The sequence below is a fragment of the Allosediminivita pacifica genome (genome assembly GCF_003054175.1).
Lineage (GTDB): Bacteria > Pseudomonadota > Alphaproteobacteria > Rhodobacterales > Rhodobacteraceae > Allosediminivita > Allosediminivita pacifica.
On record NZ_QBKN01000024.1, the window covers coordinates 53,381 to 75,133 of the forward strand.

General features: G+C 67.5%; 22 protein-coding genes and 1 pseudogene. 17 read left to right on the forward strand and 6 right to left on the reverse strand.

From position 1 onward, the window contains the following. The first annotated feature begins 10 nt into the window (after positions 1–10). Both C8N44_RS17080 and C8N44_RS17085 read left to right on the forward strand, forming a co-directional pair. Positions 11–655, forward strand: coding sequence for an LON peptidase substrate-binding domain-containing protein (locus tag C8N44_RS17080; protein WP_107977993.1), 645 nt, complete (start codon positions 11–13; stop codon positions 653–655). After that, positions 652–852, forward strand: coding sequence for a Trm112 family protein (locus tag C8N44_RS17085; RefSeq protein WP_107977994.1), 201 nt, complete (start codon positions 652–654; stop codon positions 850–852). The genes C8N44_RS17080 and C8N44_RS17085 overlap by 4 nt, the downstream gene beginning before the upstream one ends. Before the next feature lie 17 nt (positions 853–869). Here the strand turns inward: C8N44_RS17085 and C8N44_RS17090 are convergent. Then, positions 870–1,469: pseudogene (locus tag C8N44_RS17090) on the reverse strand (DUF4386 domain-containing protein); the annotation flags it as partial. Positions 1,470–1,802: 333 nt separating this feature from the next. Here C8N44_RS17090 and rpoH point away from each other — a divergent pair. Beyond that, complete coding sequence (rpoH, locus tag C8N44_RS17095) at positions 1,803–2,702, forward strand: RNA polymerase sigma factor RpoH (RefSeq protein ID WP_107977996.1); 900 nt, start codon at positions 1,803–1,805, stop codon at positions 2,700–2,702. A gap of 67 nt (positions 2,703–2,769) precedes the next feature. Here rpoH and C8N44_RS17100 read toward each other — a convergent pair whose 3' ends face one another. Beyond that, positions 2,770–4,170, reverse strand: a complete 1,401-nt coding sequence (locus tag C8N44_RS17100) for a helix-turn-helix domain-containing protein (protein ID WP_107977997.1) — start codon at positions 4,168–4,170, stop codon at positions 2,770–2,772. 46 nt (positions 4,171–4,216) lie between these two features. After that, positions 4,217–5,443 carry a multidrug effflux MFS transporter gene (locus C8N44_RS17105; protein WP_107978021.1) on the reverse strand — a complete coding sequence of 409 codons (1,227 nt, stop codon included), beginning with the start codon at positions 5,441–5,443 and terminating at the stop codon, positions 4,217–4,219. A gap of 172 nt (positions 5,444–5,615) precedes the next feature. On the opposite strand from C8N44_RS17105, the gene C8N44_RS17110 reads away from it, so the two are divergent. The 9 genes from C8N44_RS17110 to C8N44_RS17145 all read left to right on the forward strand — a co-directional run bounded on the left by C8N44_RS17110 (position 5,616) and on the right by C8N44_RS17145 (position 12,598). Then, positions 5,616–7,148, forward strand: a complete 1,533-nt coding sequence (locus tag C8N44_RS17110) for an acyl-CoA carboxylase subunit beta (protein ID WP_107977998.1) — start codon at positions 5,616–5,618, stop codon at positions 7,146–7,148. A gap of 1 nt (position 7,149) precedes the next feature. Further along, positions 7,150–7,521, forward strand: coding sequence for a hypothetical protein (locus C8N44_RS17115; RefSeq protein ID WP_244641116.1), 372 nt, complete (start codon positions 7,150–7,152; stop codon positions 7,519–7,521). Continuing rightward, on the forward strand, positions 7,518–8,012 hold the full coding sequence (locus tag C8N44_RS17120) for a DUF6497 family protein (RefSeq protein WP_146178858.1): 495 nt from the start codon (positions 7,518–7,520) through the stop codon (positions 8,010–8,012). The genes C8N44_RS17115 and C8N44_RS17120 overlap by 4 nt, the downstream gene beginning before the upstream one ends. A 214-nt stretch (positions 8,013–8,226) precedes the next feature. Then, entirely contained in the window at positions 8,227–8,370 is a 144-nt protein-coding gene (locus C8N44_RS23570; RefSeq protein WP_170121098.1) for a hypothetical protein, read from the forward strand. A gap of 84 nt (positions 8,371–8,454) precedes the next feature. Further along, positions 8,455–8,814: a hypothetical protein gene (locus C8N44_RS17125; RefSeq protein WP_107978000.1), complete on the forward strand. Its 360-nt coding sequence runs from the start codon at positions 8,455–8,457 to the stop codon at positions 8,812–8,814. A 349-nt stretch (positions 8,815–9,163) separates the two neighbouring features. Continuing rightward, positions 9,164–9,373 carry a hypothetical protein gene (locus C8N44_RS17130; protein ID WP_107978001.1) on the forward strand — a complete coding sequence of 70 codons (210 nt, stop codon included), beginning with the start codon at positions 9,164–9,166 and terminating at the stop codon, positions 9,371–9,373. Positions 9,374–9,562: 189 nt separating this feature from the next. Beyond that, positions 9,563–9,775 (forward strand): hypothetical protein, encoded by a 213-nt coding sequence (locus C8N44_RS17135; protein WP_107978002.1) that lies wholly within the window; start codon positions 9,563–9,565, stop codon positions 9,773–9,775. Positions 9,776–9,982: 207 nt separating this feature from the next. Further along, on the forward strand, positions 9,983–11,983 hold the full coding sequence (locus C8N44_RS17140; RefSeq protein ID WP_107978003.1) for an acetyl-CoA carboxylase biotin carboxylase subunit: 2,001 nt from the start codon (positions 9,983–9,985) through the stop codon (positions 11,981–11,983). 102 nt (positions 11,984–12,085) lie between these two features. Next, positions 12,086–12,598 carry a hypothetical protein gene (locus C8N44_RS17145; RefSeq protein ID WP_107978004.1) on the forward strand — a complete coding sequence of 171 codons (513 nt, stop codon included), beginning with the start codon at positions 12,086–12,088 and terminating at the stop codon, positions 12,596–12,598. A gap of 7 nt (positions 12,599–12,605) precedes the next feature. Here the strand turns inward: C8N44_RS17145 and C8N44_RS17150 are convergent, their stop codons facing one another. After that, complete coding sequence (locus tag C8N44_RS17150) at positions 12,606–13,139, reverse strand: DUF4174 domain-containing protein (protein ID WP_244641117.1); 534 nt, start codon at positions 13,137–13,139, stop codon at positions 12,606–12,608. A gap of 150 nt (positions 13,140–13,289) precedes the next feature. Between C8N44_RS17150 and scpA the strand changes: the two genes are divergently transcribed. From scpA to C8N44_RS17165, 3 genes are all read left to right on the forward strand, one after another. After that, the gene (gene scpA, locus C8N44_RS17155) at positions 13,290–15,428 is read left to right on the forward strand and encodes a methylmalonyl-CoA mutase (RefSeq protein ID WP_107978005.1); all 2,139 of its coding nucleotides are present in this window, start codon (positions 13,290–13,292) and stop codon (positions 15,426–15,428) included. A gap of 148 nt (positions 15,429–15,576) precedes the next feature. After that, positions 15,577–16,191, forward strand: coding sequence for a VOC family protein (locus C8N44_RS17160; RefSeq protein WP_107978006.1), 615 nt, complete (start codon positions 15,577–15,579; stop codon positions 16,189–16,191). After that, positions 16,188–16,667, forward strand: coding sequence for a GNAT family N-acetyltransferase (locus C8N44_RS17165; protein ID WP_107978007.1), 480 nt, complete (start codon positions 16,188–16,190; stop codon positions 16,665–16,667). The genes C8N44_RS17160 and C8N44_RS17165 overlap by 4 nt, the downstream gene beginning before the upstream one ends. Before the next feature lie 228 nt (positions 16,668–16,895). On the opposite strand, the gene C8N44_RS17170 is transcribed toward C8N44_RS17165, so the two are convergent. Both C8N44_RS17170 and C8N44_RS17175 read right to left on the reverse strand, forming a co-directional pair. Then, complete coding sequence (locus tag C8N44_RS17170) at positions 16,896–18,302, reverse strand: amidase (protein ID WP_107978008.1); 1,407 nt, start codon at positions 18,300–18,302, stop codon at positions 16,896–16,898. Positions 18,303–18,394: 92 nt separating this feature from the next. After that, a complete protein-coding gene (locus tag C8N44_RS17175; RefSeq protein ID WP_107978009.1) occupies positions 18,395–18,991 on the reverse strand; it encodes a TetR/AcrR family transcriptional regulator in 597 nt (198 codons plus the stop codon). Between the two features lie 132 nt (positions 18,992–19,123). On the opposite strand from C8N44_RS17175, the gene C8N44_RS17180 reads away from it, so the two are divergent. Then, the gene (locus C8N44_RS17180) at positions 19,124–20,539 is read left to right on the forward strand and encodes an MDR family MFS transporter (protein ID WP_107978010.1); all 1,416 of its coding nucleotides are present in this window, start codon (positions 19,124–19,126) and stop codon (positions 20,537–20,539) included. Positions 20,540–20,654: 115 nt separating this feature from the next. Then, positions 20,655–21,743 carry a PAS domain-containing protein gene (locus tag C8N44_RS17185; RefSeq protein WP_107978011.1) on the forward strand — a complete coding sequence of 363 codons (1,089 nt, stop codon included), beginning with the start codon at positions 20,655–20,657 and terminating at the stop codon, positions 21,741–21,743. The last annotated feature ends 10 nt before the right edge of the window (positions 21,744–21,753 follow it).

Sequence of the window (21,753 nt, forward strand, 5' to 3'; positions counted from 1 at the left end):
GTCGAGCGATATGAAACGAGTGCCCGACCTGCCCCCCGTCATCCCGGTCTTCCCGTTGCCGGGGGCGCTGCTTCTGCCGCGTGCCCGGCTGCCCCTCCACATCTTCGAGCCACGCTATCTCGCCATGCTCGACGATTGCCTCAAGACGGACACCCGCCTGATCGGCATGGTCCAGCCCAACGAGGTGCGGGGCCGCGAGGGCAACGGCCTGCACCGCATCGGCTGTGCCGGTCGCGTCACCCAGTTTTCGGAAACCGAGGACGGACGCTACATGATCACCCTCAGCGGGATCTCGCGCTTCCGCGTCACCTCCGAGGTCGAGGGCTTCACCCCCTACCGCCGCTGCGAGGTCGACTGGGCGGGTTTCGAGCAGGACCAGAATCCCGCCGAGGAAGAGGACCATTTCGATCGCGTGGCCTTCCTCAAGCTGCTCGACCGCTACTTCACCGCGCGCGAGCTTTCGGCCGACTGGGAGACGCTTCAGGAGGCCGAGAACGAATTGCTCATCAACTCGTTGTCGATGCTTCTCGACTTCGAGCCCGAGGACAAACAGGCCCTGCTCGAGGCGCCGTCGCTGTCCACGCGGCGCGAGACCTTGGTGACGCTGATCGAATACGCCCTGCGGGGTGGGACCGAAGACGGAGTGATGCAATGAGCGATGAGACCCAGCCGCCGAAGCCGGCCTACGACCGCCGCATGCTCGAGGCGCTGATCTGCCCGGCAAGCCATGCCCATCTGCGCTACGACGCGGAGCGTCAGGAGCTTGTGAGCGAGGCCGCGAACCTGGCCTATCCGATCCGCGACGGCATCCCCGTCATGCTGGTGGACGAGGCCCGGCGCCTCGATCCCTGAGGTGCGGCCGGGCGCGGTCAGATACGCGCCCGTACCAGCAGCCAGAGGCAAAAGGCCGTCTCGGACAGCATCGGCACCAGGTAGGCGGGCTGGATCACAGGGATCAGTCCCGGCGCCAGCAGCCGTGCCAGTCCCCCGGCGATATAGACCAGCCCCGAGAGCCCCAGACCCGCGAGGATCACGCGCGGCACCCCGCCGGATCTTGCGAGCAGCGTCACCATGACCAGCGCGTTGCCCCCGAAGAAGACAAGTCCCACGTCGTAGCCGATGGCGTGCAGTCCGATCATCTGGTGCGCCATGGCAGTCTCGCCCGCATCGATCATGCCGGGCACCCCGGCAAGCCGCACCAGTCCCACCGCGATCAGCGCCCCCTGCAGCAGTCTCAGTACCATGGCCGCCCGCGCCAGCGGTTCGGAGAAGCCACGCAGGATGTCGTAGAATAGCAGCGCCAGCGTCACGTCGGCTGCCACCATGAGCAGATCCGCGCCGAGACTGGCACGAAAGGCGGGCAGGGCGGATTCGATGGAACGGGCTGTCTCCTCCGCCGTTTCTCCTACGAGAGGTGCGCGCAGCAGGAGTTCTGCCGTGAGACCGCAAAAAATGATGATGAGGTAGAGTAGACCGGCGAGTCGGACCGCCCCTTGGGGGGGGGTGCGATGGCGGCTGTACGCGTGTTTGAGGACATGGCGGGATCTCCTGGCTAAGGGCCACCCCTGTCTACCCCATGCGGAAACACCCGTTAATTGGCGGGATCTGCATTCGTGTCATGCGAAAACGCATGCACATTTCCGCTCAAATGCCGGACACCTGTGCGTGAACGCGCTGAAATCGGGATCGCGCCCGCTGTCATGTGCGTTAATATGGCAGCAACACGAGGCGGTCTACGTCTTGAAACATTCCCCGGGCCTGCCCAAGTAATGTAAAGGCCCATAACATTGGAGGGAACAGGAGTGAGCAACTACGCCAATTTGCCGGCACCATCGCCGGAGGCGGGTATGAGCCGCTATCTCCAGGAGATTCGGAAGTTCCCGCTGCTGGAGCCCGAAGAAGAATACATGCTGGCCAAGCGCTGGGTCGAAGATCAGGACGCGACCGCAGCGCACCAGCTCGTGACCTCGCACCTGCGTCTCGCGGCCAAGATCGCCATGGGCTATCGCGGCTACGGCCTGCCGCAGGCCGAGGTGATTTCCGAGGCGAACGTGGGCCTGATGCAGGCGGTGAAGCGCTTCGATCCCGAAAAGGGCTTCCGCCTGGCGACCTATGCCATGTGGTGGATCCGCGCCTCGATCCAGGAATACATCCTGCGGTCCTGGTCGCTGGTGAAGCTCGGCACCACCTCGGCGCAGAAGAAGCTGTTCTTCAACCTGCGCAAGGCCAAGTCGCGCATCGGCGCGCTCGAGGACGGTGACCTGCGCCCCGAGCACGTCGAAAAGATCGCCACCGATCTGGGCGTGACCACCGACGAGGTGATCTCGATGAACCGGCGCCTGTCGGGCGGCGATGCCTCGCTGAACGCCACCGTCGGCTCGGCCGAGGGTGACAGCGCCATGCAGTGGCAGGACTGGCTCGAGGACGAGGGCGCGGACCAGGCCGAGGACTACGCCGAGCGCGACGAACTCGACGCCCGCCGCGCCCTGCTGGCCGAGGCGATGGACGTGCTGAACGACCGCGAGCGCGACATCCTCACCCAACGCCGGCTGGCCGAACAGCCCGTGACGCTCGAGGAACTGTCGGGCCAGTACGACGTGAGCCGCGAGCGCATCCGCCAGATCGAGGTCCGCGCCTTCGAGAAGCTGCAGAAGCGCATGCGCGATCTCGCCAAGGAACAAGGGATGTTCGCCTCGGCGTGATCCCCCGCGACCGTGTCGAACAGGGCGCCCCCGTGATCTTCGCGGGGGCGCTTTTACGTTTGAGGCGTCATTCCACCCGGTAAGGCAGCACGTCGCGCCGGTGCGGCGCAATCGACAGGCGCCGCTCGAGGGGCGGGACGCTGCGCTGGTGGCAGTCGCGCCGCTCGCAGATCCGGCAGGAAATCCCGATGGGCTCAAACGCGCTGTCGCGCCCGATGTCGAGCCCGTCCGCATAGACCAGCCGCGCCGCGTGACGCACCTCGCACCCCAGCGCGATGGCATAGCGGCGCACCGGCGCGCCGAAATGACCGCCGGGCTTGGATACGTCGCGCGCGAGCGAGATGTAGCGCACCCCGTCGGGCGTCTCGGCCAGCTGCCGCAGGAAACGGCCCGGCGTCTCGAAGGCGCGGTGCACGTTCCACAGCGGGCAGGCACCGCCGAAACGGGCGAACTGCAGCCGCGTGGCCGAATGCCGCTTGGTGATCGTGCCGGCCTGATCGACCCGGACGAAGAAGAAGGGCACGCCCTTTGCGCCGGGCCGCTGCAGGGTGGCCAGCCGGTGCGCCACCTGTTCGATAGAGGCGCCGAAGCGGATCGCCAGAAGTTCGAGATCGTGGCGGGTTTCCTGCGCCGCCTCTAGGAAGGCGCCGTAGGGCATCATCGCCGCCCCGGCAAAGTAGTTGGCGAGCCCCATCTTCGCGATACCGCGCGCGGCCTCGCTCTGGAAGCGGGCCAGATCAAGCGTGGCCTCCAGGAGCTTGTCCTGCTTCAACAAAGCCAGTTGCACCAGCAGCTGGAAGCTCTGCGTTTCCGGCGGGGCCAGGCTCGAAAGCGTCAGGATCTGCGTGGCGGGATCGTAGGAGCGCAGCGGGGCGTGGCGGTCCGTGCGGGTGCTGATGCCGGACTTGGCCAGAAGCGCCTCGGCATTGCTGCGGATGTCATTGGGAAAAGGTCCGGATAAAGCAACGCGTTCGGCTGCATGGTCCACTGCGTCGATGTAATTGTCGCAATAGTGAAAGAAGTCGCGCACCTCTTCCCAGGGGCTGGCCTGCAGTTGGGAGCCCTCGCGCCCCAGAGCCTCGTCAAGCGAGGCCAGCCGCTCCTGCGATTGCCGGTAGGCGGCGTGCAGCGACAGGAAGGCATGGGCGAGGGCAGGGGCATTGGCCGCCGTCAGCCGCAGATCGGCCAGCGGCGGGGTGCTGTCGCCGAAGACCGGGTCGGCCAGCGCCTCGTGCATGTCGCTCACCAGCCGTTCGGCATCGCCCTGGCCCAGTTCGGTCACGTCGAATCCGAACTCCTGCGCCAGCGCCAGCAGCACGGTGGTGCTGACGGGCCGGTTGTTGTTCTCCATCTGGTTGAGGTAGGGCAGAGAAACCCCGAGTTTCGCTGCAAAATCCTTCTGCGTCAGGCCTAGCCGGGCGCGTACCTCGCGCAGTTTCGCGCCGGCATAGAGCTTTCTCGTGGCCATGGAATTCGCACCTTAGCAGCAACCGCCGCCAAGGTTTGCAAATCCCTCAGCCCACGTCCAGCCCGCCAACGCGCCGTTCGCGCAGGATAACGAGAAGGATGGCGCCCACGCCCGCCACACCGGTCAGGAACTGGATCCAGAGCACCGGGTAGGCGCCGGTGCCGGGTTGCAGCAGGGCGCCGGCCAGCGCCGAAAGCGCGGCGCCGCCGCCGATCATGATCGCCCCACCCAGGCCGCTGGCCGTACCTGCGAGGTGCGGGCGCACGGACAGCGTGCCCGCCGTGGCATTGGGAATGGTCATGCCGTTACCGAGACCGACGAAGCACATGAAGCCGAAGAAGCTGTAGACCGACCCGTAGCCCAGTCCCATGACCGCGAGCGACAGCCCGATGCCCGTCATGTTGATGGCCGCCCCGGTCAGGATCATCCGGTTGATGCCCACTCGCGCCGAGTAGCGACCCGACATGAAGTTGCCGAAGAAGTAGCCGACCGCCGGCGCGCCGAAGAAGAAGCCCAGCTGCGCGGGCGCCAGCCCGTAGACCTGCGTGCCGATGAAGGGCGCGCCGCCGAGGTAGGCGAAGAAGGCCCCCGACGACAGGCCCGCCGAGAGCGCGTAGCCCCAGAACCGGGGCGACGTGAGAAGCTCGGGGTATTCGCGGAACTGCCGCCCGAGGCTGAGGCCCGAGCTGCGGCCGGTCTCGCCCAGGTCGCGCCAGGTGAGCCAGTAAAGCGCGCCGCTCAGCAGGAACAGCATCCAGAAGACCGCCTTCCATCCCGCCAGCTCGTCCAGCGCGCCGCCGATGGCGGGGCCGATCATCGGCACCACGGCCATGCCCATGGTCACGTAGCCGATCATCGAGGCGGCCTGATCCTGCGGAACCATGTCCCGCACCACGGCGCGTGCCAGCACCATGCCGGTGACGATCACCGCCTGGCACATGCGGAAGGCGAGAAAGACGTAGGCGTTGGTGGCAAAAAGGCAGCCGAGCGTCGCCAGCATGAAGATCGCGATCGCACCCAGCAGCACCGGCCGGCGGCCCAGCTTGTCCGAGATCGGTCCGATGAAGATCTGCAGCACGGCGTTCACGGCCAGGTAGACCGCCACCGAAAGCTGCATGAGCCGGTACTCGGTGTCGAAGTACTCCGTCATCTGCGGCAGCGAGGGCAGGAAGACGTTCATCGCCAGCGCCGACAACCCCGAGAGTAGCACGAGTGTGACAATATGCGGCGGGGTTGTGCGGTCCATGAAGCGGACCAACGGAGCATCGGACATGATCTTGCGGTAGGCTGAACCGTGAGATTTGTCCATATGGCACGGGTCGGGCGGCGTCATTTGCGGATTTGCGATTTCCATGCGAAGGAATTTGCCGAGTTTGCAAATTTGCCGGAAAGGTCTTGAGACAAGGCCGCTGCCGGGTATCGTGCCGCAAAAGGAAGAGGGCCCCATGAAGGACATCCTGCACGAACTCGAGGACCGCCGCCGCAACGCCCGCCTCGGCGGGGGGCAGAAACGTCTCGATGCCCAGCACGCCAAGGGCAAGCTCACCGCACGCGAACGGCTCGAACTGCTGCTCGACGAGGGCAGCTTCGAGGAATACGACATGTTCGTTGCCCACCGCTGCACCGACTTCGGGATGGAGCAGAACCGTCCCTATGGCGACGGCGTGGTCACCGGCTGGGGCACCATCAACGGCCGTATGGTCTATGTCTTTTCGCAGGACTTCACCGTGCTGGGCGGCTCGGTCAGCGCCACCCACGCCCAGAAGATCTGCAAGATCATGGATATGGCGGTGCAGAACGGCGCGCCGGTGATCGGGCTCAACGACAGCGGCGGCGCGCGCATCCAGGAAGGCGTCGATAGCCTTGCGGGCTACGGCGAGGTCTTCCAGCGCAACATCGAGGCCTCGGGCGTGGTGCCGCAGATCAGCGTCATCATGGGGCCCTGCGCGGGCGGCGCGGTCTACAGCCCCGCCATGACCGACTTCATCTTCATGGTGAAGGACAGCTCCTACATGTTCGTGACCGGCCCCGACGTGGTGAAGACCGTCACCAACGAGGTCGTCACCGCCGAGGAGCTGGGCGGCGCCATCACCCACACGCGCAAGAGCTCGGTCGCAGACGGCGCCTTCGAAAACGACGTGGAGGCGCTGGCCGAGGTGCGCCGGCTGGTGGACTTCCTGCCGCTCAACAACCGCGACGCGCCCCCGGTGCGGCCCTTCTTCGACGAGGTCGACCGCGTCGAGGCCTCGCTTGACACGATCATCCCGGAAAACCCGAACCTGCCCTACGACATGAAGGAGCTGATCCTGAAGGTCGCGGACGAGGCGGATTTCTACGAGATCCAGGAAGAGTTCGCCAAGAACATCATCACCGGCTTCATCCGGCTCGAGGGGCAGACGGTGGGCGTGGTGGCCAACCAGCCCATGGTGCTCGCGGGGTGCCTCGACATCGACAGCTCGCGCAAGGCGGCGCGCTTCGTGCGTTTCTGCGATGCCTTCGAGATCCCGCTGCTGACCTTCGTGGACGTGCCCGGCTTCCTGCCGGGTACCGGCCAGGAATATGGCGGCGTCATCAAGCACGGGGCGAAGCTGCTCTTTGCCTATGGCGAGGCGACGGTGCCCAAGGTCACGGTCATCACCCGCAAGGCCTATGGCGGGGCCTACGACGTGATGGCGTCCAAGCACCTGCGGGCGGATGTGAACTACGCCTGGCCGACGGCGCAGATCGCGGTCATGGGCGCCAAGGGCGCGGCCGAGATCATCCATCGCGCAGACCTTGCCGATCCCGAGAAGATCCAGAAGCACGCCGATGCCTACGAGGACCGCTTTGCCAACCCCTTCATCGCGGCCGAGCGGGGCTTCATCGACGAGGTGATCCAGCCGCGCAGCACGCGGCGCCGGGTGTCGCGGGCCTTCGCCATGCTGCGCAAGAAGAAGCGCAGCATGCCCTGGAAAAAGCACGACAATATCCCGCTCTGACATGACCTTATGGCACAAGGATCACGCACCGGGACGGACCGGCTGGCACGAGCATCGCGACGGCGGGCACTACGTGCTTGCCCGCCACTGGCCGCCGCGTTTCGACCTCGTCGCCGAGGCCGATTTCCCGGTTGTCAACGCGGCGCGCCTCGCCCGCCAGGTGCGCCAGGATATCTGGCGCGAATTACAGCACTTGCGTGGTTTTTCGCCTGTGGTAGGAGTCGACGTAACGGAACATGCCATCAGGTTGCGCGCCGGGGGGCGGGCGATTCGGCCGATCCCCCCAAAGACCGCAGACCGGTTGCATGACCTGCTTCACGATCCGGAGCGCCGCGCGCGCTGGATCGCATGGGCGGGGAGGGGGCGAAGATGATCCGCCCCGCATCGAACACCGCTCCGGCCGAGGCCGGATGCGGCGCAGTCCCGGCGGGAGGAGCCCCCGCGGGGGGTCGGGACTGCGCGCTTATTCCCGGATTCATCCTGGCCGCCGTCCTTGTCGCGGCGCTTCCGCCCGCCACGGCGCGTGCCGAGGGCGAAGCCGTTCTCCCCGAAAGCGGCTACGACGATCTCGCTCTTCACGACACGATCCCGCGCGAGGATGACACGGCGCCCTGGCGCTTCCGTTTCGTGCTGCCCGACCTCGGCGACCCGGGGCACAGCTTCGATGACGTTTCGGCCACCATGATGGCGCTCTGCGAGCGGGTCGTCGTGCCGCGTCTTGGCGATCGCGCCGGGGAGGGCGATCGCATCGTCGTCACCCTGATGCGCGAACCGGTGGACTTCGGCAGTACTGACCCCCAAAGCGTGCAGTTCTTCGAGGCCTATCGCCTCGAAGATGGCCGCTGCATCTGGGAGTTCTTCTGATGATCTCGCAACATTTTGCGAAAACCCGCTGCTTTGCCCCGCATTCTCAGGCTTTCGAGTCACAGGTGACCCGAGGTGATGCTGATTCGTATCTTTTTCCCTGTTTTCGCGTTATCGTGACAGGTGGTCGCACAGGCGCGATCACGTCCCCATTCCGGGGACAGGCAGAGCCGAGGGGCTCCGCCGTTGTCATGGAACCTGACAGGAGACAGAGATGTCGAAGAGCATCAAGCTGCTTGCAGTCCTCGGCGTTGTGGCGTCGGTCGCTGCATGCGCCAAAGAGGCAGAGGAAGAGTACGTCGTGGTCGAGCCCGAGCCGATCAGCTACGAACCCGTCTACACCGGCAAGTACAAGTAAGAGCTATCCGGGGCGGGCGTGTCAGCCCGCCCCGAATTCGCGGCCCCGTGCCCTGACGGCCCTCTGCACAGCAGGAGGCCGGGTATGATCAAGCACCGCGGATTCCCCGGCCGTCTTCCCGGCACCGATTTCCAGTTCACCATCCGCCGTCCGAACCCCAAGGGGGTCACGCCGATCACCCGGCGCGAGCGCTACCGCGACCGTCGCCCGGCGGACAAGCGCGCCGACAGCGCCTTCGTCGCCGCCATCTGGCAGTGCTTCGGGACCGAACCCTTCGAGCGCGGCAACCTGGACGCGGGCCGTCTGAGCTGGCTCTTCGGCCGCGAGGTGCTGCCCTACGACGATCCCTTCGATCCGGAGAGCTACGAGGCTCTTCTCGTCCTCGACGAAGCCGCCGCACGGGCCTCGTTTCCCGATGCCTTCGACGGAGAGGACTGGGCATGATCCCGCTCAGCCGTGCGAGATCTGGGCAGGAAAGAGCCGAAGTTGCGGCAATGGTCGGGCCGATGTTGTCGTTGCGTCACCTTCGTGGCACGTTTGGGGTGATGCGCCGCAAGGCAACGGCGGCGCCACTCGTCAATAAATCCACGGCGAACACCTCGCTCGGGCAGCCGGTCACATCCCCCATGCGGCCGCCCGGGTGTTTTTCGCGTGCGTCGGGCCACCTGGCGCGGCCCCAGGTTGGGCGGAACGCTGCCGACTTCGGGCCCTCTGGCGCTATCGACTGGAACCTTCCCCTCCCCCCGTATGTTGTGGGCGCGACATTACCCGTGGTCCAAAGAGAGTATCCATCATGGCCAAGAACGCAATCCGCCTCGTCGCACTGCTCGGTTTCGCAACGCTCGCAGCCTGCGAAAGCTCCGACCTGCCGCGCGCGGGTCTCGGCGCAGGCGCCGGCTACCTCGTCGACCGCGCGGCAGGCGGTGACGGCACCACCGGCGCGGCCCTCGGCGCCGTCGGCGGTACGGTCTGCGACGACGTCACGCCGCGCTACTGCAACTGATCATCCGACCGCCGCCTCGCGCGGCGCGACGGATTTCTCGGGGCCATCGGGGTGCGACACCCCGGTGGCCTTTTTGCGGCGGCCCTCGGGCCTCGCGGGCAAGGATCTGCCGACCACGCGGGGGGGAGGGAACCGAGACACATCTCTGTCTGTTACTTTGCGTAATCAACGTTCAAAGGAGATCAGCCCGTGTCCCGTTACGTCAAACCTCTCGCTCTCGTCGCAGCTCTCGGCACGCTTGCTGCATGTGGTGAAACTGCCGGGGAACAGGCGCTTTGGGGCGCCGGTGCCGGCGCGACCGGCGCGCTCGCCGTGGGTGGCAACCCTGTCACCGGCGCGGCCGTGGGCACCGCGGGCAACCTTCTCGTCTGCCAGAGCGGCGCGCGCGACTGCGACAGCTGACACCGCCGCCAAGGCACGCCGTTCAAGGACCAGCGGGGCAGGGCGCCCCGGTGGTCCTCTGACCTCCGCGCTTCGGCGCCCGCTCGCCGCGGCGACAACATTCCATCCGTTTCACGAGGCCGCCGCGCAGACCAGCGCGGGCGGCCTTTTCCATGGCCGGAAGGGCGCACAGACGTCCGTGCCGGGACGTTCACGAGGGGGACACGCATGTTCGACAAGATCCTGATCGCCAACCGCGGCGAGATCGCCTGCCGCGTCATGAAGACGGCGCAGCGCATGGGCATCAAGACGGTGGCGATCTACTCGGACGCCGACAAGCACGCGCTGCACGCCGAGATGGCGGACGAGAAGATCCACATCGGCCCGCCCCCCGCGAAACAGTCCTACATCGTGATCGACAAGGTCATGCAGGCGATCCGCGACAGCGGCGCACAGGCCGTCCACCCCGGCTATGGCTTCCTGTCGGAGAACCCGAAGTTCGCGCAGGCGCTCGAGGATGCCGGCGTCGCCTTCATCGGCCCGCCCAAGGGCGCGATCGAGGCCATGGGCGACAAGATCACCTCCAAAAAGCTCGCCAAGGAGGCGGGGGTCAACACCGTGCCCGGCTACATGGGCCTCATCGAAGACGCCGAGGAGGCGGTGAAGATCAGCGCCGAGATCGGCTATCCGGTCATGATCAAGGCCAGCGCCGGGGGCGGCGGCAAGGGCATGCGCATCGCCTGGAACGACGAGGAGGCGCGCGAAGGCTTCCAGTCCTCCAAGAACGAGGCGGCGAGCAGCTTCGGTGACGACCGCATCTTCATCGAGAAGTTCGTGACGCAGCCCCGCCACATCGAGATCCAGGTGCTCTGCGACGCGCACGGCAACGGCATCTACCTGAACGAACGGGAATGCTCGATCCAGCGCCGAAACCAGAAGGTGGTCGAAGAGGCCCCCAGTCCCTTCCTCGACCCCGAGACCCGCAAGGCCATGGGCGAACAGGCCGTGGCGCTGGCCAAGGCGGTGGGCTACACCAGCGCGGGCACGGTGGAATTCATCGTCGATGGTGACAAGAACTTCTTCTTCCTCGAGATGAACACCCGCCTTCAGGTGGAACACCCGGTGACCGAGCTCATCACCGGGGTGGACCTCGTGGAACAGATGATCCGCGTCGCGAACGGCGAGGCGCTGTCGATCACGCAGGACGACATCGGCATCAACGGCTGGGCCATCGAGAACCGGCTCTACGCCGAGGACCCGTACCGCAACTTCCTGCCCTCCATCGGCCGCCTGACCCGCTACCGCCCGCCCGAGGAAGGGCCCATGGGCGGCGGCGTGGTGCGCAACGACACCGGCGTCTTCGAGGGCGGCGAGATTTCCATGTACTACGACCCGATGATCGCCAAGCTCTGCACCTGGGCGCCCAGCCGGGGCGAGGCGATCGAGACCATGCGCACCGCGCTCGACGCCTTCGAGGTCGAGGGCATCGGTCACAACCTGCCGTTCCTCTCGGCGGTGATGGACCACCCGCGGTTCGTCTCGGGCGAGATCACCACCGCCTTCATCGCCGAGGAATACCCCGAGGGCTTCCACGGGGTGGAGCTGGAAACCGATGCGTTGCGCCGCGTGGCCGCCGCCTGCGTCGCGATGAACCGCGTGGCCGAGATCCGGCGCTCGCGCATCTCTGGCTGTCTCGACAACCACGAACGCAAGGTAGGCGAGGACTGGGTCGTCGCGCTGCAGGGCCACGATTTCCCGGTGACGGTGAAGGCCGACCGCGAGGGCTCGACCGTGCGCTTCGAGGACGGGACCGAGCTGCGGGTACAGGGCGATTGGACGCCCGGCGACAGCCTCGCGCGGCTCACCGTGGGCGACGCGCCGCTGGTGCTCAAGGTCGACAAGATCACGCAGGGCTTCCGCATCCGCACCCGCGGGGCCGACATGAAGGTGCACGTCCGCTCGCCCCGGCAGGCGGAGCTTGCCGCGCTCATGCCCGAGAAGCTGCCGCCGGATACCTCCAAGATGCTGCTCTGCCCGATGCCGGGCCTCGTGGTGACGCTCGCCGTGGCCGAGGGCGACGAGGTGCAGGAGGGCCAGGCGCTCTGCACCGTCGAGGCCATGAAGATGGAGAACATCCTGCGCGCCGAGCGCAGCGGCAAGGTGAGCAAGATCAACGCGGGTCCCGGCGACAGTCTCGCCGTGGACGATGTCATCATGGAATTCGAATAGGGGGCAGGGGCCACGGCATGGGCAGGGCGCTGGGCATAACGGAATGGAAAGGACGGGGCGCTAAAGCTGCGCATCCCTGTCCCTTCCGGCTGGAGCCCCGGCATGCGCGCCGCCCTGATCCGTCTTACCTTGGCGCTCGCATCCCTCGCGGCGCTCGCCTCCTGCGCGCAGGAGCGCGAGGCGGAACTGCGCGCACGGCTCGACGGCTGGGTCTACCTCGGCCGGACGCTGCACTTCGAATCCCGATTCCGCTGCACGGCCGCGGTCTTCGAGGTGGCGCTGCCCATCTACCGCAGCGCGCCCGCGAGGGCGCGCTCGATCTCGGGCGCGGTCAAGCACCTGCACCTCGGGCGCCCGGTGATCTTCGATCTCGTCGGGCGCAGCCCCGATGCATTGTCGTCGGAACTCATGTCGACGGAGCTCTCGTCGGGGCTGGGGCTGGTGTCGAACGCGCTCCGCGCGGGCGAAGACTGCCTCGAGGGGGAAATGGCCGCGGGCTTCTTCCGCGTGATCACGTCGGAGGACGCGCTCCTGCTCTACGATCCGGAGAACGGTGCGCTGGTCCTGCTCTACCCGCCCGAACACCTCGCGCTCTACATGCGCGGCGACGTCTAGCCGGGGCTCACTCGCGCAGCGTGTCGCGCCGGTCACGCACCTCCTGCTGGCGCAGGGGCTGCTTGTCGATCGACCGCGTGATCTCCCGCACGTCCCAGGGACGCGGCTTGCGGGTGATGATGGTACCGTCCTTGGCGATCACCGTCAGCATGAAGCCCCTCGGCCGCAGTTCCCGCCGCACCGAGGACCGCGCGCCGGGGTCGGTGTCGGTGATGATGACCACGTCGCGGTCGGCCAGCGCGTCGGGGCGGTCCATGAGGAACTGCATCTGCTGCACGTACCGGGGATCGGCGGGACTGTCGGCGAAGACCACGATGGGCCGCTTCACCCACAGGAAATCGGAAAGCGAGACATCCTCGGCAGACACGACCAGATCGGTCGGGTCCTGCGGCAGGGTTTCGTCGATGGGGCCCTCGTCGGCCTGCGTATCGGCCTGCGCAAGCTCGGTCGAGGCGGCGGCAAGCTGGTCGTCCTGGGCTGTGACAGCGACCGGAAAGGCCGCGAGCGTCATAGCCGTGACGAGGATCAGGGCGCGTGTCATGCAACTGGATATAGAGGGGCGGGGCGCGCCTGCACAGGCTTGCGACCCTCGCTTCACGGGAAATTTTGTCGCGCCGCTCGCGGGTTGCGGCGGGGCTTTCGATGCCGGGGCGCAGCCATCGCGCGTCGGGGATCACGATAGGAGGGGACGATGAGCGATCTGCCGGAAAGCTGGCGTGTGCGCGCCGCAAAGGAACTGCGGGGCCGCCCGCTGGAAGACCTCGACTGGACCACGCTCGAGGGGATCAAGGTCAAGCCGCTCTATACCGAGGCCGACACCGCCGATCTGCCCCACATGGGCAGCCTGCCCGGCGAGGAACCCTTCACCCGCGGGGTGAAGGCCACGATGTACGCCGGCCGGCCCTGGACCATCCGGCAGTACGCGGGCTTCTCCACCGCCGAGGAAAGCAACGCCTTCTACCGCAGCGCGCTCGCCGCCGGGCAGCAGGGCGTGTCGGTGGCCTTCGATCTCGCCACCCACCGCGGCTACGACAGCGACCACCCCCGCGTGGTGGGCGACGTGGGCAAGGCGGGCGTCGCCATCGACAGCGTCGAGGACATGAAGGTGCTCTTCGACGGTATCCCGCTTCAGGACATTTCCGTGTCGATGACCATGAACGGCGCGGTGATCCCGATCCTCGCCAGTTTCATCGTCGCGGGCGAGGAACAGGGCGTCGACCGGGCGCAGCTTTCGGGGACCATCCAGAACGACATCCTGAAGGAGTTCATGGTCCGCAACACCTACATCTACCCGCCCGCGCCCTCGATGCGGATCATCTCCGACATCATCGAATATACCAGCAACGAGATGCCGCGCTTCAACTCGATCTCGATCTCCGGCTACCACATGCAGGAGGCGGGCGCGAACCTCGTGCAGGAGCTCGCCTTCACGCTGGCCGACGGCAAGGAATACGTGAAGACCGCCATCGAGGCGGGCATGGACATCGACAAGTTCGCCGGCCGGCTGTCGTTCTTCTTCGCCATCGGCAAGAACTTCTTCATGGAGGCCGCCAAGCTGCGCGCCGCGCGGCTGCTCTGGCACCGCATCATGACCGATCTCGGCGCCCAGCAGGAGCGCTCCAAGATGCTGCGCACCCACTGCCAGACATCGGGCGTGAGCCTTGCCGAGCAGGACCCCTACAACAACGTCGTGCGCACCGCCTACGAGGCCATGTCGGCGGTCCTCGGCGGCACGCAGTCGCTGCACACCAACGCGCTGGACGAGGCCATGGCCCTGCCCACGGACCATTCCGCCCGCATCGCGCGCAACACGCAGCTCATCCTGCAGGAGGAAACCGGCGTCACGCAGGTCGTCGATCCGCTGGCGGGCTCCTACTACGTCGAGAAGCTGACCCACGACCTCGCCGAAGAGGCCTGGAAGCTGATCGAAGAGGTCGACGGCATGGGCGGCATGACCCGCGCCGTGGAAAGCGGCATGCCCAAGCTGCGGATCGAGGAAACCGCCGCCCGCCGTCAGGCGGACATCGACCGCGGCACCGACGTGATCGTGGGCGTGAACAAGTACCGCCTGCCGCACGAGGAACCGCTCGACATCCGGGACATCGACAACGCCAAGGTGCGCGAGGGGCAAGTGGCCGCGCTGGAACGGGTCCGCGCGACCCGCGACCAGGGCGCCTGCGACGCCGCGCTTGATGAACTGACCCGCCGCGCCTCCGAGGGCGGCAACCTGCTCGAAGCGGCCGTGGAAGCGGCCCGAGCCCGGGCCACCGTGGGAGAGATCAGCATGGCCATGGAAAAGGTGTTCGGCCGCCACCGGGCCGAGGTGAAGACCCTCGCCGGCGTCTACGGCGCCGCCTACGAGGGCGACGAGGGCTTTGCCGCCATCCAGAAATCGGTCGAGGATTTCGCCGAGGAGGAAGGCCGCCGCCCGCGCATGCTCGTGGTCAAGATGGGCCAGGACGGGCATGACCGTGGCGCCAAGGTCATCGCCACGGCCTTTGCCGACATCGGCTTCGACGTGGACGTGGGGCCGCTGTTCCAGACGCCCGAGGAAGCTGCGCAGGACGCCATCGACAACGACGTGCACGTGGTGGGCATCTCGTCCCAGGCGGCGGGCCACAAGACGCTCGCCCCGCAGCTGGTGCAGGCGCTCAAGGACCAGGGTGCCGAGGACATCATCGTCATCTGCGGCGGGGTGATCCCGCAGCAGGACTACGATTTCCTCCAGAAGGCGGGGGTGAAGGCCATCTTCGGCCCCGGCACCAACATTCCCGAGGCCGCGCAGGATATCCTGCGCCTGATCTGCGAGGCCCGGGTCGAGACGGTCTGAACCCCGCCGGGGCCGCCCATCACGCGTGCGGCCCCGCAACCTTGTTGCCACAGCACCGGCACCTGTCGAAATTTCCTGAGCCTCGGGCCTTTCCGAACCCCCGGGCCCCCGCTAACGTCCTTCATCGGGCCATGCGGGCAGGGGATGCATGCTGCAACTTGATCATATCGCCGTCCTCGGCGAGACTCTCGAAGAGGCGGTGACGCATTCGGAGCTTGCCCTCGGACAGCCGCTGCAGCCCGGCGGCCGGCACGAGGCCTTCGGGACCCACAACCGCGTGCTCGGCCTCGATCCCGAGATCTACCTCGAAGCCATCTCCCGCGATCCCGGCGCGCCGCCGCCCGGGCGGGCGCGCTGGTTCGGGCTCGACCACTTCGCCGGGCCCGCGCGGCTCGACAAGTGGATCTGCCGCGTCGACGATCTCGACGCCGCGCTCGAGGTGCTGCCCATGGCGGGCTGCGCCATCGACCTCGAACGCGGCAGCCTGCGCTGGCGCATGGCGGTGCCCGAGGACGGGATGCTGCCCTTCGACGGGCTCTTCCCGGCGCTGATCGAATGGCAGTGCGAGGTGCCCCCGGGCAAGGCGCTGCCGCCCTCGGGCTGCAGCCTGCGCGAACTGACCGTCTCGCACCCGGAGGGGGCGGCACTGGCGGAGCTGCTCGGGCCGCATCTCGAGATCCCCAACCTCAGCATTGTCGAAGGCGACCGCCCCATGTTGCGGGCCGAGTTCGACACCGCCGAGGGGGCGGCGATCCTGCAATGATCGTGCGCCCCGCGCGGGAGGCCGATGCCGCGGGCATCGTCGCGATCTGGAACGCCGTCATCGCCGACACCGCCGTGACCTTCACCACCCAGCCCAAGACCGAGGCGGGCGTTGCCGCCGACATCGCGGCGCGGGGCGAGGCCTTTCTCGTGCTCGAGGACGCGGGCGAGGTGGCGGGCTTCGCCACCTATTTCCCCTTCCGGGCCGGGCCGGGCTATGCCTTCACCATGGAGCATTCCATCCAGCTTGTCCCCGCCGCGCAGGGGCGGGGCGGCGGCCGCGCGCTCATGGAACGGCTGGAAGGGGTCGCCCGGCAGGCGGGCATCCACAGCCTCTGGGCCGGGGTCAGCGGCGAGAACCCCCGCGGCGTGGCCTTTCACGCCCGCATCGGCTTTGCCGAGGTGGCGCGCCTGCCCGAGGTCGGCTGGAAGTTCGGCCGCTGGATGGACCTCGTGCTGATGCAGAAGATGTTGTGACAGGCCCGGAACAAGGGGCGTAGCCCCGCCGGGCCAGCGCCGGACCGTCCCGTCGCCGCAGAGGTGCGCCAAGATAGCTTGGCACGCCTCCTGCGTGACGGTCTGGCGCTTTGCAGGTGCCGGACAATGATCGGCGGTCTTCCGGGCTTGGCAAACATAAAGCGCCCACACCCACGGTCGCAGCGTCACACCACGGTCCGGCGCGGGCCCGTCGCGCGTGCCTTGGCCTCAGTGCACCTTCGGAGCGTCCGGAAAGGCCTCCGGATGCGCGTCCATGTAGGCCTTGCAGGCCCGCAGCACCCGCACGTCGTCGTGCATGCCGCCCGCAAGCTGGAAGCCCACCGGCAGGCCGCTTTCGGTGAACCCGCAGGGCACCGAGGCCGCCGGCTGCTGCGACAGGTTGAACGGGTAGGAAAACGGCGACCACTCGGTCCAGTCGGTCATGCCGCTGCCCTCGGGCACGTTACGGTTCGCCGCGAAGGGCGGCACCGCCACCGAGGGCGTCATCAGAAGGTGGTAGTTCTGGTTGAAGGCCTCGAGCGTCTGGGTCAGCTCCGCCCGCCGCGCCAGCGCTCGGTAGAGATCCAGTGCCGAGCATTCGCGCGCCCGCATGGCGTTGTCGACCAGCCCCGGGTCCAGCTTCTCGCACTCATCGTTCGTGCAGCCGTCGTAGAAGTCCAGCGAGGCGGTGAACCAGATCTTCTGGAAGATATCGATGGGGCTCTCGATCTCGGGCGAGGTCTCGACCACCTCGGCGCCAAGCGCGCGCAGCCGATCTGCGGCGCGCTCGACAAGGACGAGCACCTCGGGGTCCGCCTCGGCCCCGCCTAGCCCGGGGGCAAAGGCGATGCGCAGCCCGTCGAGCCCCTTTCCGAGATCCACGCCCCAGTCCTCGGGCGTGCCGCGCGTGGCGTAGGGGTCGACATGGTCGTAGCGCCCGATCACGTTCAGCATCATCACCGCATCCTCGACCGTGCGGGTCAGCGGGCCGATGTGGCTGAGCGTGGCGGCGTTCGAGGGCGGCCATGTGGGTGTCCAGCCGAAGGTCGGCTTGAAGCCGAAGACGCCGGTGAACGAGGCCGGGATGCGGATCGAGCCGCCGGAATCCCCGCCCTGGTGCAACCAGCCCATGTTCAGCGCGGCCGCCACGGCCGCCCCGCCTGAGGACCCGCCCGGCGTCATGTCGGTGTTCCACGGGTTGCGCGTCGCGCCGAAGACCCGGTTATCGGTCACGCCCTTCCAGCCGAACTCGGGCGTGTTGGTCTTGCCCAGCATGACCGCGCCGGCCTCGCGCAGCCTGCGCGCCGGCGGTGCGTCCACCTCCGCAGGCTCCTCCGAGGACAGCAGCGACCCGCCGCGCGACGGCCAGCCCTTCACGTTGGTCAGGTCCTTGACCGACACCGGCATCCCGTCGACCTCGCTCAGCGGTTTGCCCTCGGCCCACCGTGCGTCGGCGGCCGTGGCATCCTCCATGGCGCGTTCTTCATCGACCAGCACGAAGGCGTTCACCGCGTCGTTGAAGCGTTCGATCCGGTCCAGCGCCATGCGCGTGGCGCGGCTGGGGGTAAGCTCTCCGCTGCGGAACAGCCGCGCGACGTCGGTGGCATTGAGCTCTGCGGGGTCGATCTGCTGCACGTCGTGTCCTTCGCCTGCTGTGAAACGTCCTTCCCAACATGGGGTCGGCGCTGCAGGTTCCTGAACGGGCCGTGACGGCAGCGGTGCCGGGGTTATCCCTGGAGAAGCAATGGCAGCCAGATCTCGTCGACGATCTCGTGGATCGCCTCGGGGGGCACGGCGCCCATGGTCATGATGACCTCCTGCCGGAACAGCTCGAAGGGAAGGTTGACCACCCGGGCCGGGCGCGCCACGTCGGCGATCTCGCCGCGCGCCACCGCGCGCTCGACGATGACCTCCAGCGCCGTGGCCTGTCCCGGCTCGCGGATCGCCGCGCGCAGCTCCCTGAAGCTGCTGCCGGTCTCGCGGAAATACTCGTGAAGCTCCACGCTCATGAGCGTGATGATGCGCGCGCGCCGCTCGTCGGCCTGCATGAGGAAGGCCAGCGCATCGCCGCGCAGGCTGCCGGTGTCCGGGATCTCGATGGGCTTGCTCTGCCAGAGCTGCCGCAGCGTCGCGACCAGCAGCTCCTGCCGCCCGGACCAGCGGCGGTAGAGCACCGGCCGGCTGGTCCCCGCGCGTGCCGCGATGGCCTCAAACGTGAAGCCCGCGTAGCCCTGGTCGCGCAGGACCTTCCAGGCGGCCTCGAGGATCGCCGTCTCGAGCGCGGCGCCCCGCCGGCGTGTGGTGCAGCCTTCCCGCGAACTCATTGCCGCCTCCCGCGTTGTCCCGGCTCGTGACGCCGGACTTGACAAGCCTCACGTAAGAAACACTTGCGTATCTTATAACCTCCGCGTATTCGACAGGAAACAAGATACGCTCTCGTACCTTACGGATCCCCAATGTCCCCCATGAACCTCTCGCCGCTCAAGGGTCTCGACCGGACCGCCGTCCTGACCGCCGTGGCTGTCATCTCGGGGGTCATCACCGTGATCCTCGACACCACCATCGTGAGCGTCGCCCTGCACGAGCTTGCCGACGAGCTTTCGGTGCCGGTCAGCACGATCCAGTGGGTCAGCACCGCCTATCTGCTGGCGCTGGGCACGGTGATCCCGACGACAAGCTGGTTGCAGGCCAAGGTCGGCGGCAAGCGGCTCTGGATGATCGCGCTGTCGGTCTTCATGGCGGGCTCGGTGCTCTGCTCTCTGGCCTGGAACGCCCCGAGCCTGATCGCCTTCCGCGTGGTGCAGGGCATGGGCGGCGGCGTGATGATGCCGCTGATGATGACCATGGTGGCGCAGGCCGCGCCGCAGCGCGACATGGCCCGCCTCATGTCGATCGTGTCGATCCCCGCGGCGCTGGGGCCCATCCTCGGGCCGGTGCTGGGCGGCTTCATCCTCGGCAATGCATCCTGGCACTGGCTTTTCCTCGTCAATGCTCCGGTGGGCCTGATCGGTCTTTTCCTCGCATGGAAGCTGATCCCCGCAAGCGAACCTGAGAAGGGTGCCCGGCTGGATGTCGTGGGCCTGCTGATGCTCTCGCCCGCGCTGGTGGCGATCCTCTGGGGCCTCTCCAACGTTTCGGGCGAGACCGGCTTTGCCGACCCGCTGGTCTTCCTGCCTGTGGGCGCGGGTGTGGCGCTGCTGGTGGCCTTCGCGCTCTGGTCCCGCCGGAGGGGGGCGAAGGCGCTGGTGCACCTCGACGTCCTGAAATCGCGGCCGACACTGGTGGCCTCGGGGATGATGTTCCTGTTCGGGGCCTCGCTCTTCGGCGGGCTGACGCTGCTGCCGCTCTACTTTCAGGACCTGCGCGGCGCCGACGCGCTGGGCGCTGGAATGCTTCTGATCCCGCAGGGTGTGGGGTCGCTCGTCAGCCGCTTCTTCGCGGGCCGCCTGATCGACGGGATCGGCGCGCGGCTCACGGCACTCATGGGGTTCTCGCTGATCACGCTTGCCACCGTGCCCTTCGCCATGGCCGATGGCGAGACTTCGATGCAGCTGCTCAGTGTCGCGCTCTTCTTCCGCGGGATGGGCATCGGCACCGTGGTGGTGCCCGTGATGTCGAGCGCCTTCACCGAGCTCGAGCGCAACGAGGTCCCGCACGCGAGCATCATCATCCGCGTCTGCCAGCAGGTCGGCGGCGCCATGGGCGTGGCGCTCGTGGCGGTGATCCTGACCACCGTCACCCAGTCCAGCGGGTCCTCCGCGACCGGCTTCGGCACCGCCTTCGGCTGGGTGATCGGCTTTGCCGTGCTGGGCATCGGCGTTGCGCTGGCGCTGCCGGGCCGGCGCCGCGCCGAGGAGACGGCGCCGGCCTGAACGAGGCGCGCACGGGGAGGGGGCGCCGTACTTTTCGCCACACGGGCCTCGGAGTTCTTGATCGGGGACCCCGAAATGGCATAACTATGTCAGCCATTTTCCGGGGACGCGCCAGATGCACGACACTCACCAGGCGCTCGTCGCCAACGCGGTGCTCCGCAACCCAGTCTCCATCATCATCACCGACCCCCAGGTCGAGGATGACCCGATCATCTTCGTCAACGACGCCTTCCAGAAGATCACCCTCTACGCGCGTGACTTCGCGATGGGGCGCAATTGCCGCTTCCTGCAGGGCGAATTGACCGAGCCCGAGCAGGTCCAGAAGATCCGCGACGGCATGGCCTCGGGGCGCGAATTCCAGGTCACGATCACCAATCACAAGGCCGACGGCACCGCATTCCGCAACCAGCTTCTGGTGACGCCGGTGCACGACGATGACGGAACGCTCTCGGCCTTCTTCGCGGTGCAGCGGGAACTGCCCCCTCTGGATGACAAGCTCGGCGAGATCCCGCAGGACGAGGCGCTCGACCTGCTGCGCGAACTGCAGCACCGGGTCAAGAACCACCTCGCCATGGTGGTCAGCATGATCCGCATGCAGGCGCGCCGGCCCGTCACCGACGAATCCATGCGTGCCGTGGGCCGGCGGGTCGAGGCCCTGGCATTGCTCTACGAAGAGATGTTCGCCACCACCGTGGGGCAGGGGCCCGGCGAACGCATCCGTACCGGCGCCTACCTCAGCCGCATCGCCTCGGTGGTCTCGACCATCTCGGGCGACCCGGCGATCCGGCTCACCATCGACTGCGACGAGATCGAGCTGCCCGTGGACCGCGCCGCCCGGCTGGGCCTGCTTCTGTCCGAACTGGTGACCAACGCCTTCGAGCATGCCTTCACCGGCCGCGATACCGGGCTGATCGACGTACGCTTCAAGGAGCTCAGCACCGGCACGGTGCGCCTCACGGTCACCGACGACGGCATCGGCCTGCCCGAGGGCAGCACATGGCCCGACAGCGCCCCCAGCATCCGCAGCGAGACGCTGCGCGCCAAGACCGAACCGGGCGAGCTCGACACCACGGGCGAGGGCCGCCGCTCGGGCGTCGGCGGCACCATCGTGCGCGGCCTGACCGACACGCTCGGCGCGCGGCTCGACGTCAACAGCGCCCTGCAGGGCACCATCGTGACGGTGGATTTCAGCACCGAGGGCTGAGGCGGCGAGC

Bases quoted from the DNA above. Each gene is read 5' to 3' on its own strand.
- C8N44_RS17080 (WP_107977993.1), top strand. From the start codon at position 11: ATGAAACGAGTGCCCGACCTGCCCCCCGTCATCCCGGTCTTCCCGTTG.
- C8N44_RS17085 (WP_107977994.1), top strand. From the start codon at position 652: ATGAGCGATGAGACCCAGCCGCCGAAGCCGGCCTACGACCGCCGCATG.
- C8N44_RS17100 (WP_107977997.1), bottom strand. From the start codon at position 4,170: ATGGCCACGAGAAAGCTCTATGCCGGCGCGAAACTGCGCGAGGTACGC.
- C8N44_RS17105 (WP_107978021.1), bottom strand. From the start codon at position 5,443: ATGTCCGATGCTCCGTTGGTCCGCTTCATGGACCGCACAACCCCGCCG.
- C8N44_RS17110 (WP_107977998.1), top strand. From the start codon at position 5,616: ATGAAGGACATCCTGCACGAACTCGAGGACCGCCGCCGCAACGCCCGC.
- C8N44_RS17115 (WP_244641116.1), top strand. From the start codon at position 7,150: ATGACCTTATGGCACAAGGATCACGCACCGGGACGGACCGGCTGGCAC.
- C8N44_RS17120 (WP_146178858.1), top strand. From the start codon at position 7,518: ATGATCCGCCCCGCATCGAACACCGCTCCGGCCGAGGCCGGATGCGGC.
- C8N44_RS23570 (WP_170121098.1), top strand. From the start codon at position 8,227: ATGTCGAAGAGCATCAAGCTGCTTGCAGTCCTCGGCGTTGTGGCGTCG.
- C8N44_RS17125 (WP_107978000.1), top strand. From the start codon at position 8,455: ATGATCAAGCACCGCGGATTCCCCGGCCGTCTTCCCGGCACCGATTTC.
- C8N44_RS17130 (WP_107978001.1), top strand. From the start codon at position 9,164: ATGGCCAAGAACGCAATCCGCCTCGTCGCACTGCTCGGTTTCGCAACG.
- C8N44_RS17140 (WP_107978003.1), top strand. From the start codon at position 9,983: ATGTTCGACAAGATCCTGATCGCCAACCGCGGCGAGATCGCCTGCCGC.
- C8N44_RS17145 (WP_107978004.1), top strand. From the start codon at position 12,086: ATGCGCGCCGCCCTGATCCGTCTTACCTTGGCGCTCGCATCCCTCGCG.
- C8N44_RS17150 (WP_244641117.1), bottom strand. From the start codon at position 13,139: ATGACACGCGCCCTGATCCTCGTCACGGCTATGACGCTCGCGGCCTTT.
- scpA (WP_107978005.1), top strand. From the start codon at position 13,290: ATGAGCGATCTGCCGGAAAGCTGGCGTGTGCGCGCCGCAAAGGAACTG.
- C8N44_RS17160 (WP_107978006.1), top strand. From the start codon at position 15,577: ATGCTGCAACTTGATCATATCGCCGTCCTCGGCGAGACTCTCGAAGAG.
- C8N44_RS17165 (WP_107978007.1), top strand. From the start codon at position 16,188: ATGATCGTGCGCCCCGCGCGGGAGGCCGATGCCGCGGGCATCGTCGCG.
- C8N44_RS17175 (WP_107978009.1), bottom strand. From the start codon at position 18,991: ATGAGTTCGCGGGAAGGCTGCACCACACGCCGGCGGGGCGCCGCGCTC.
- C8N44_RS17180 (WP_107978010.1), top strand. From the start codon at position 19,124: ATGTCCCCCATGAACCTCTCGCCGCTCAAGGGTCTCGACCGGACCGCC.
- C8N44_RS17185 (WP_107978011.1), top strand. From the start codon at position 20,655: ATGCACGACACTCACCAGGCGCTCGTCGCCAACGCGGTGCTCCGCAAC.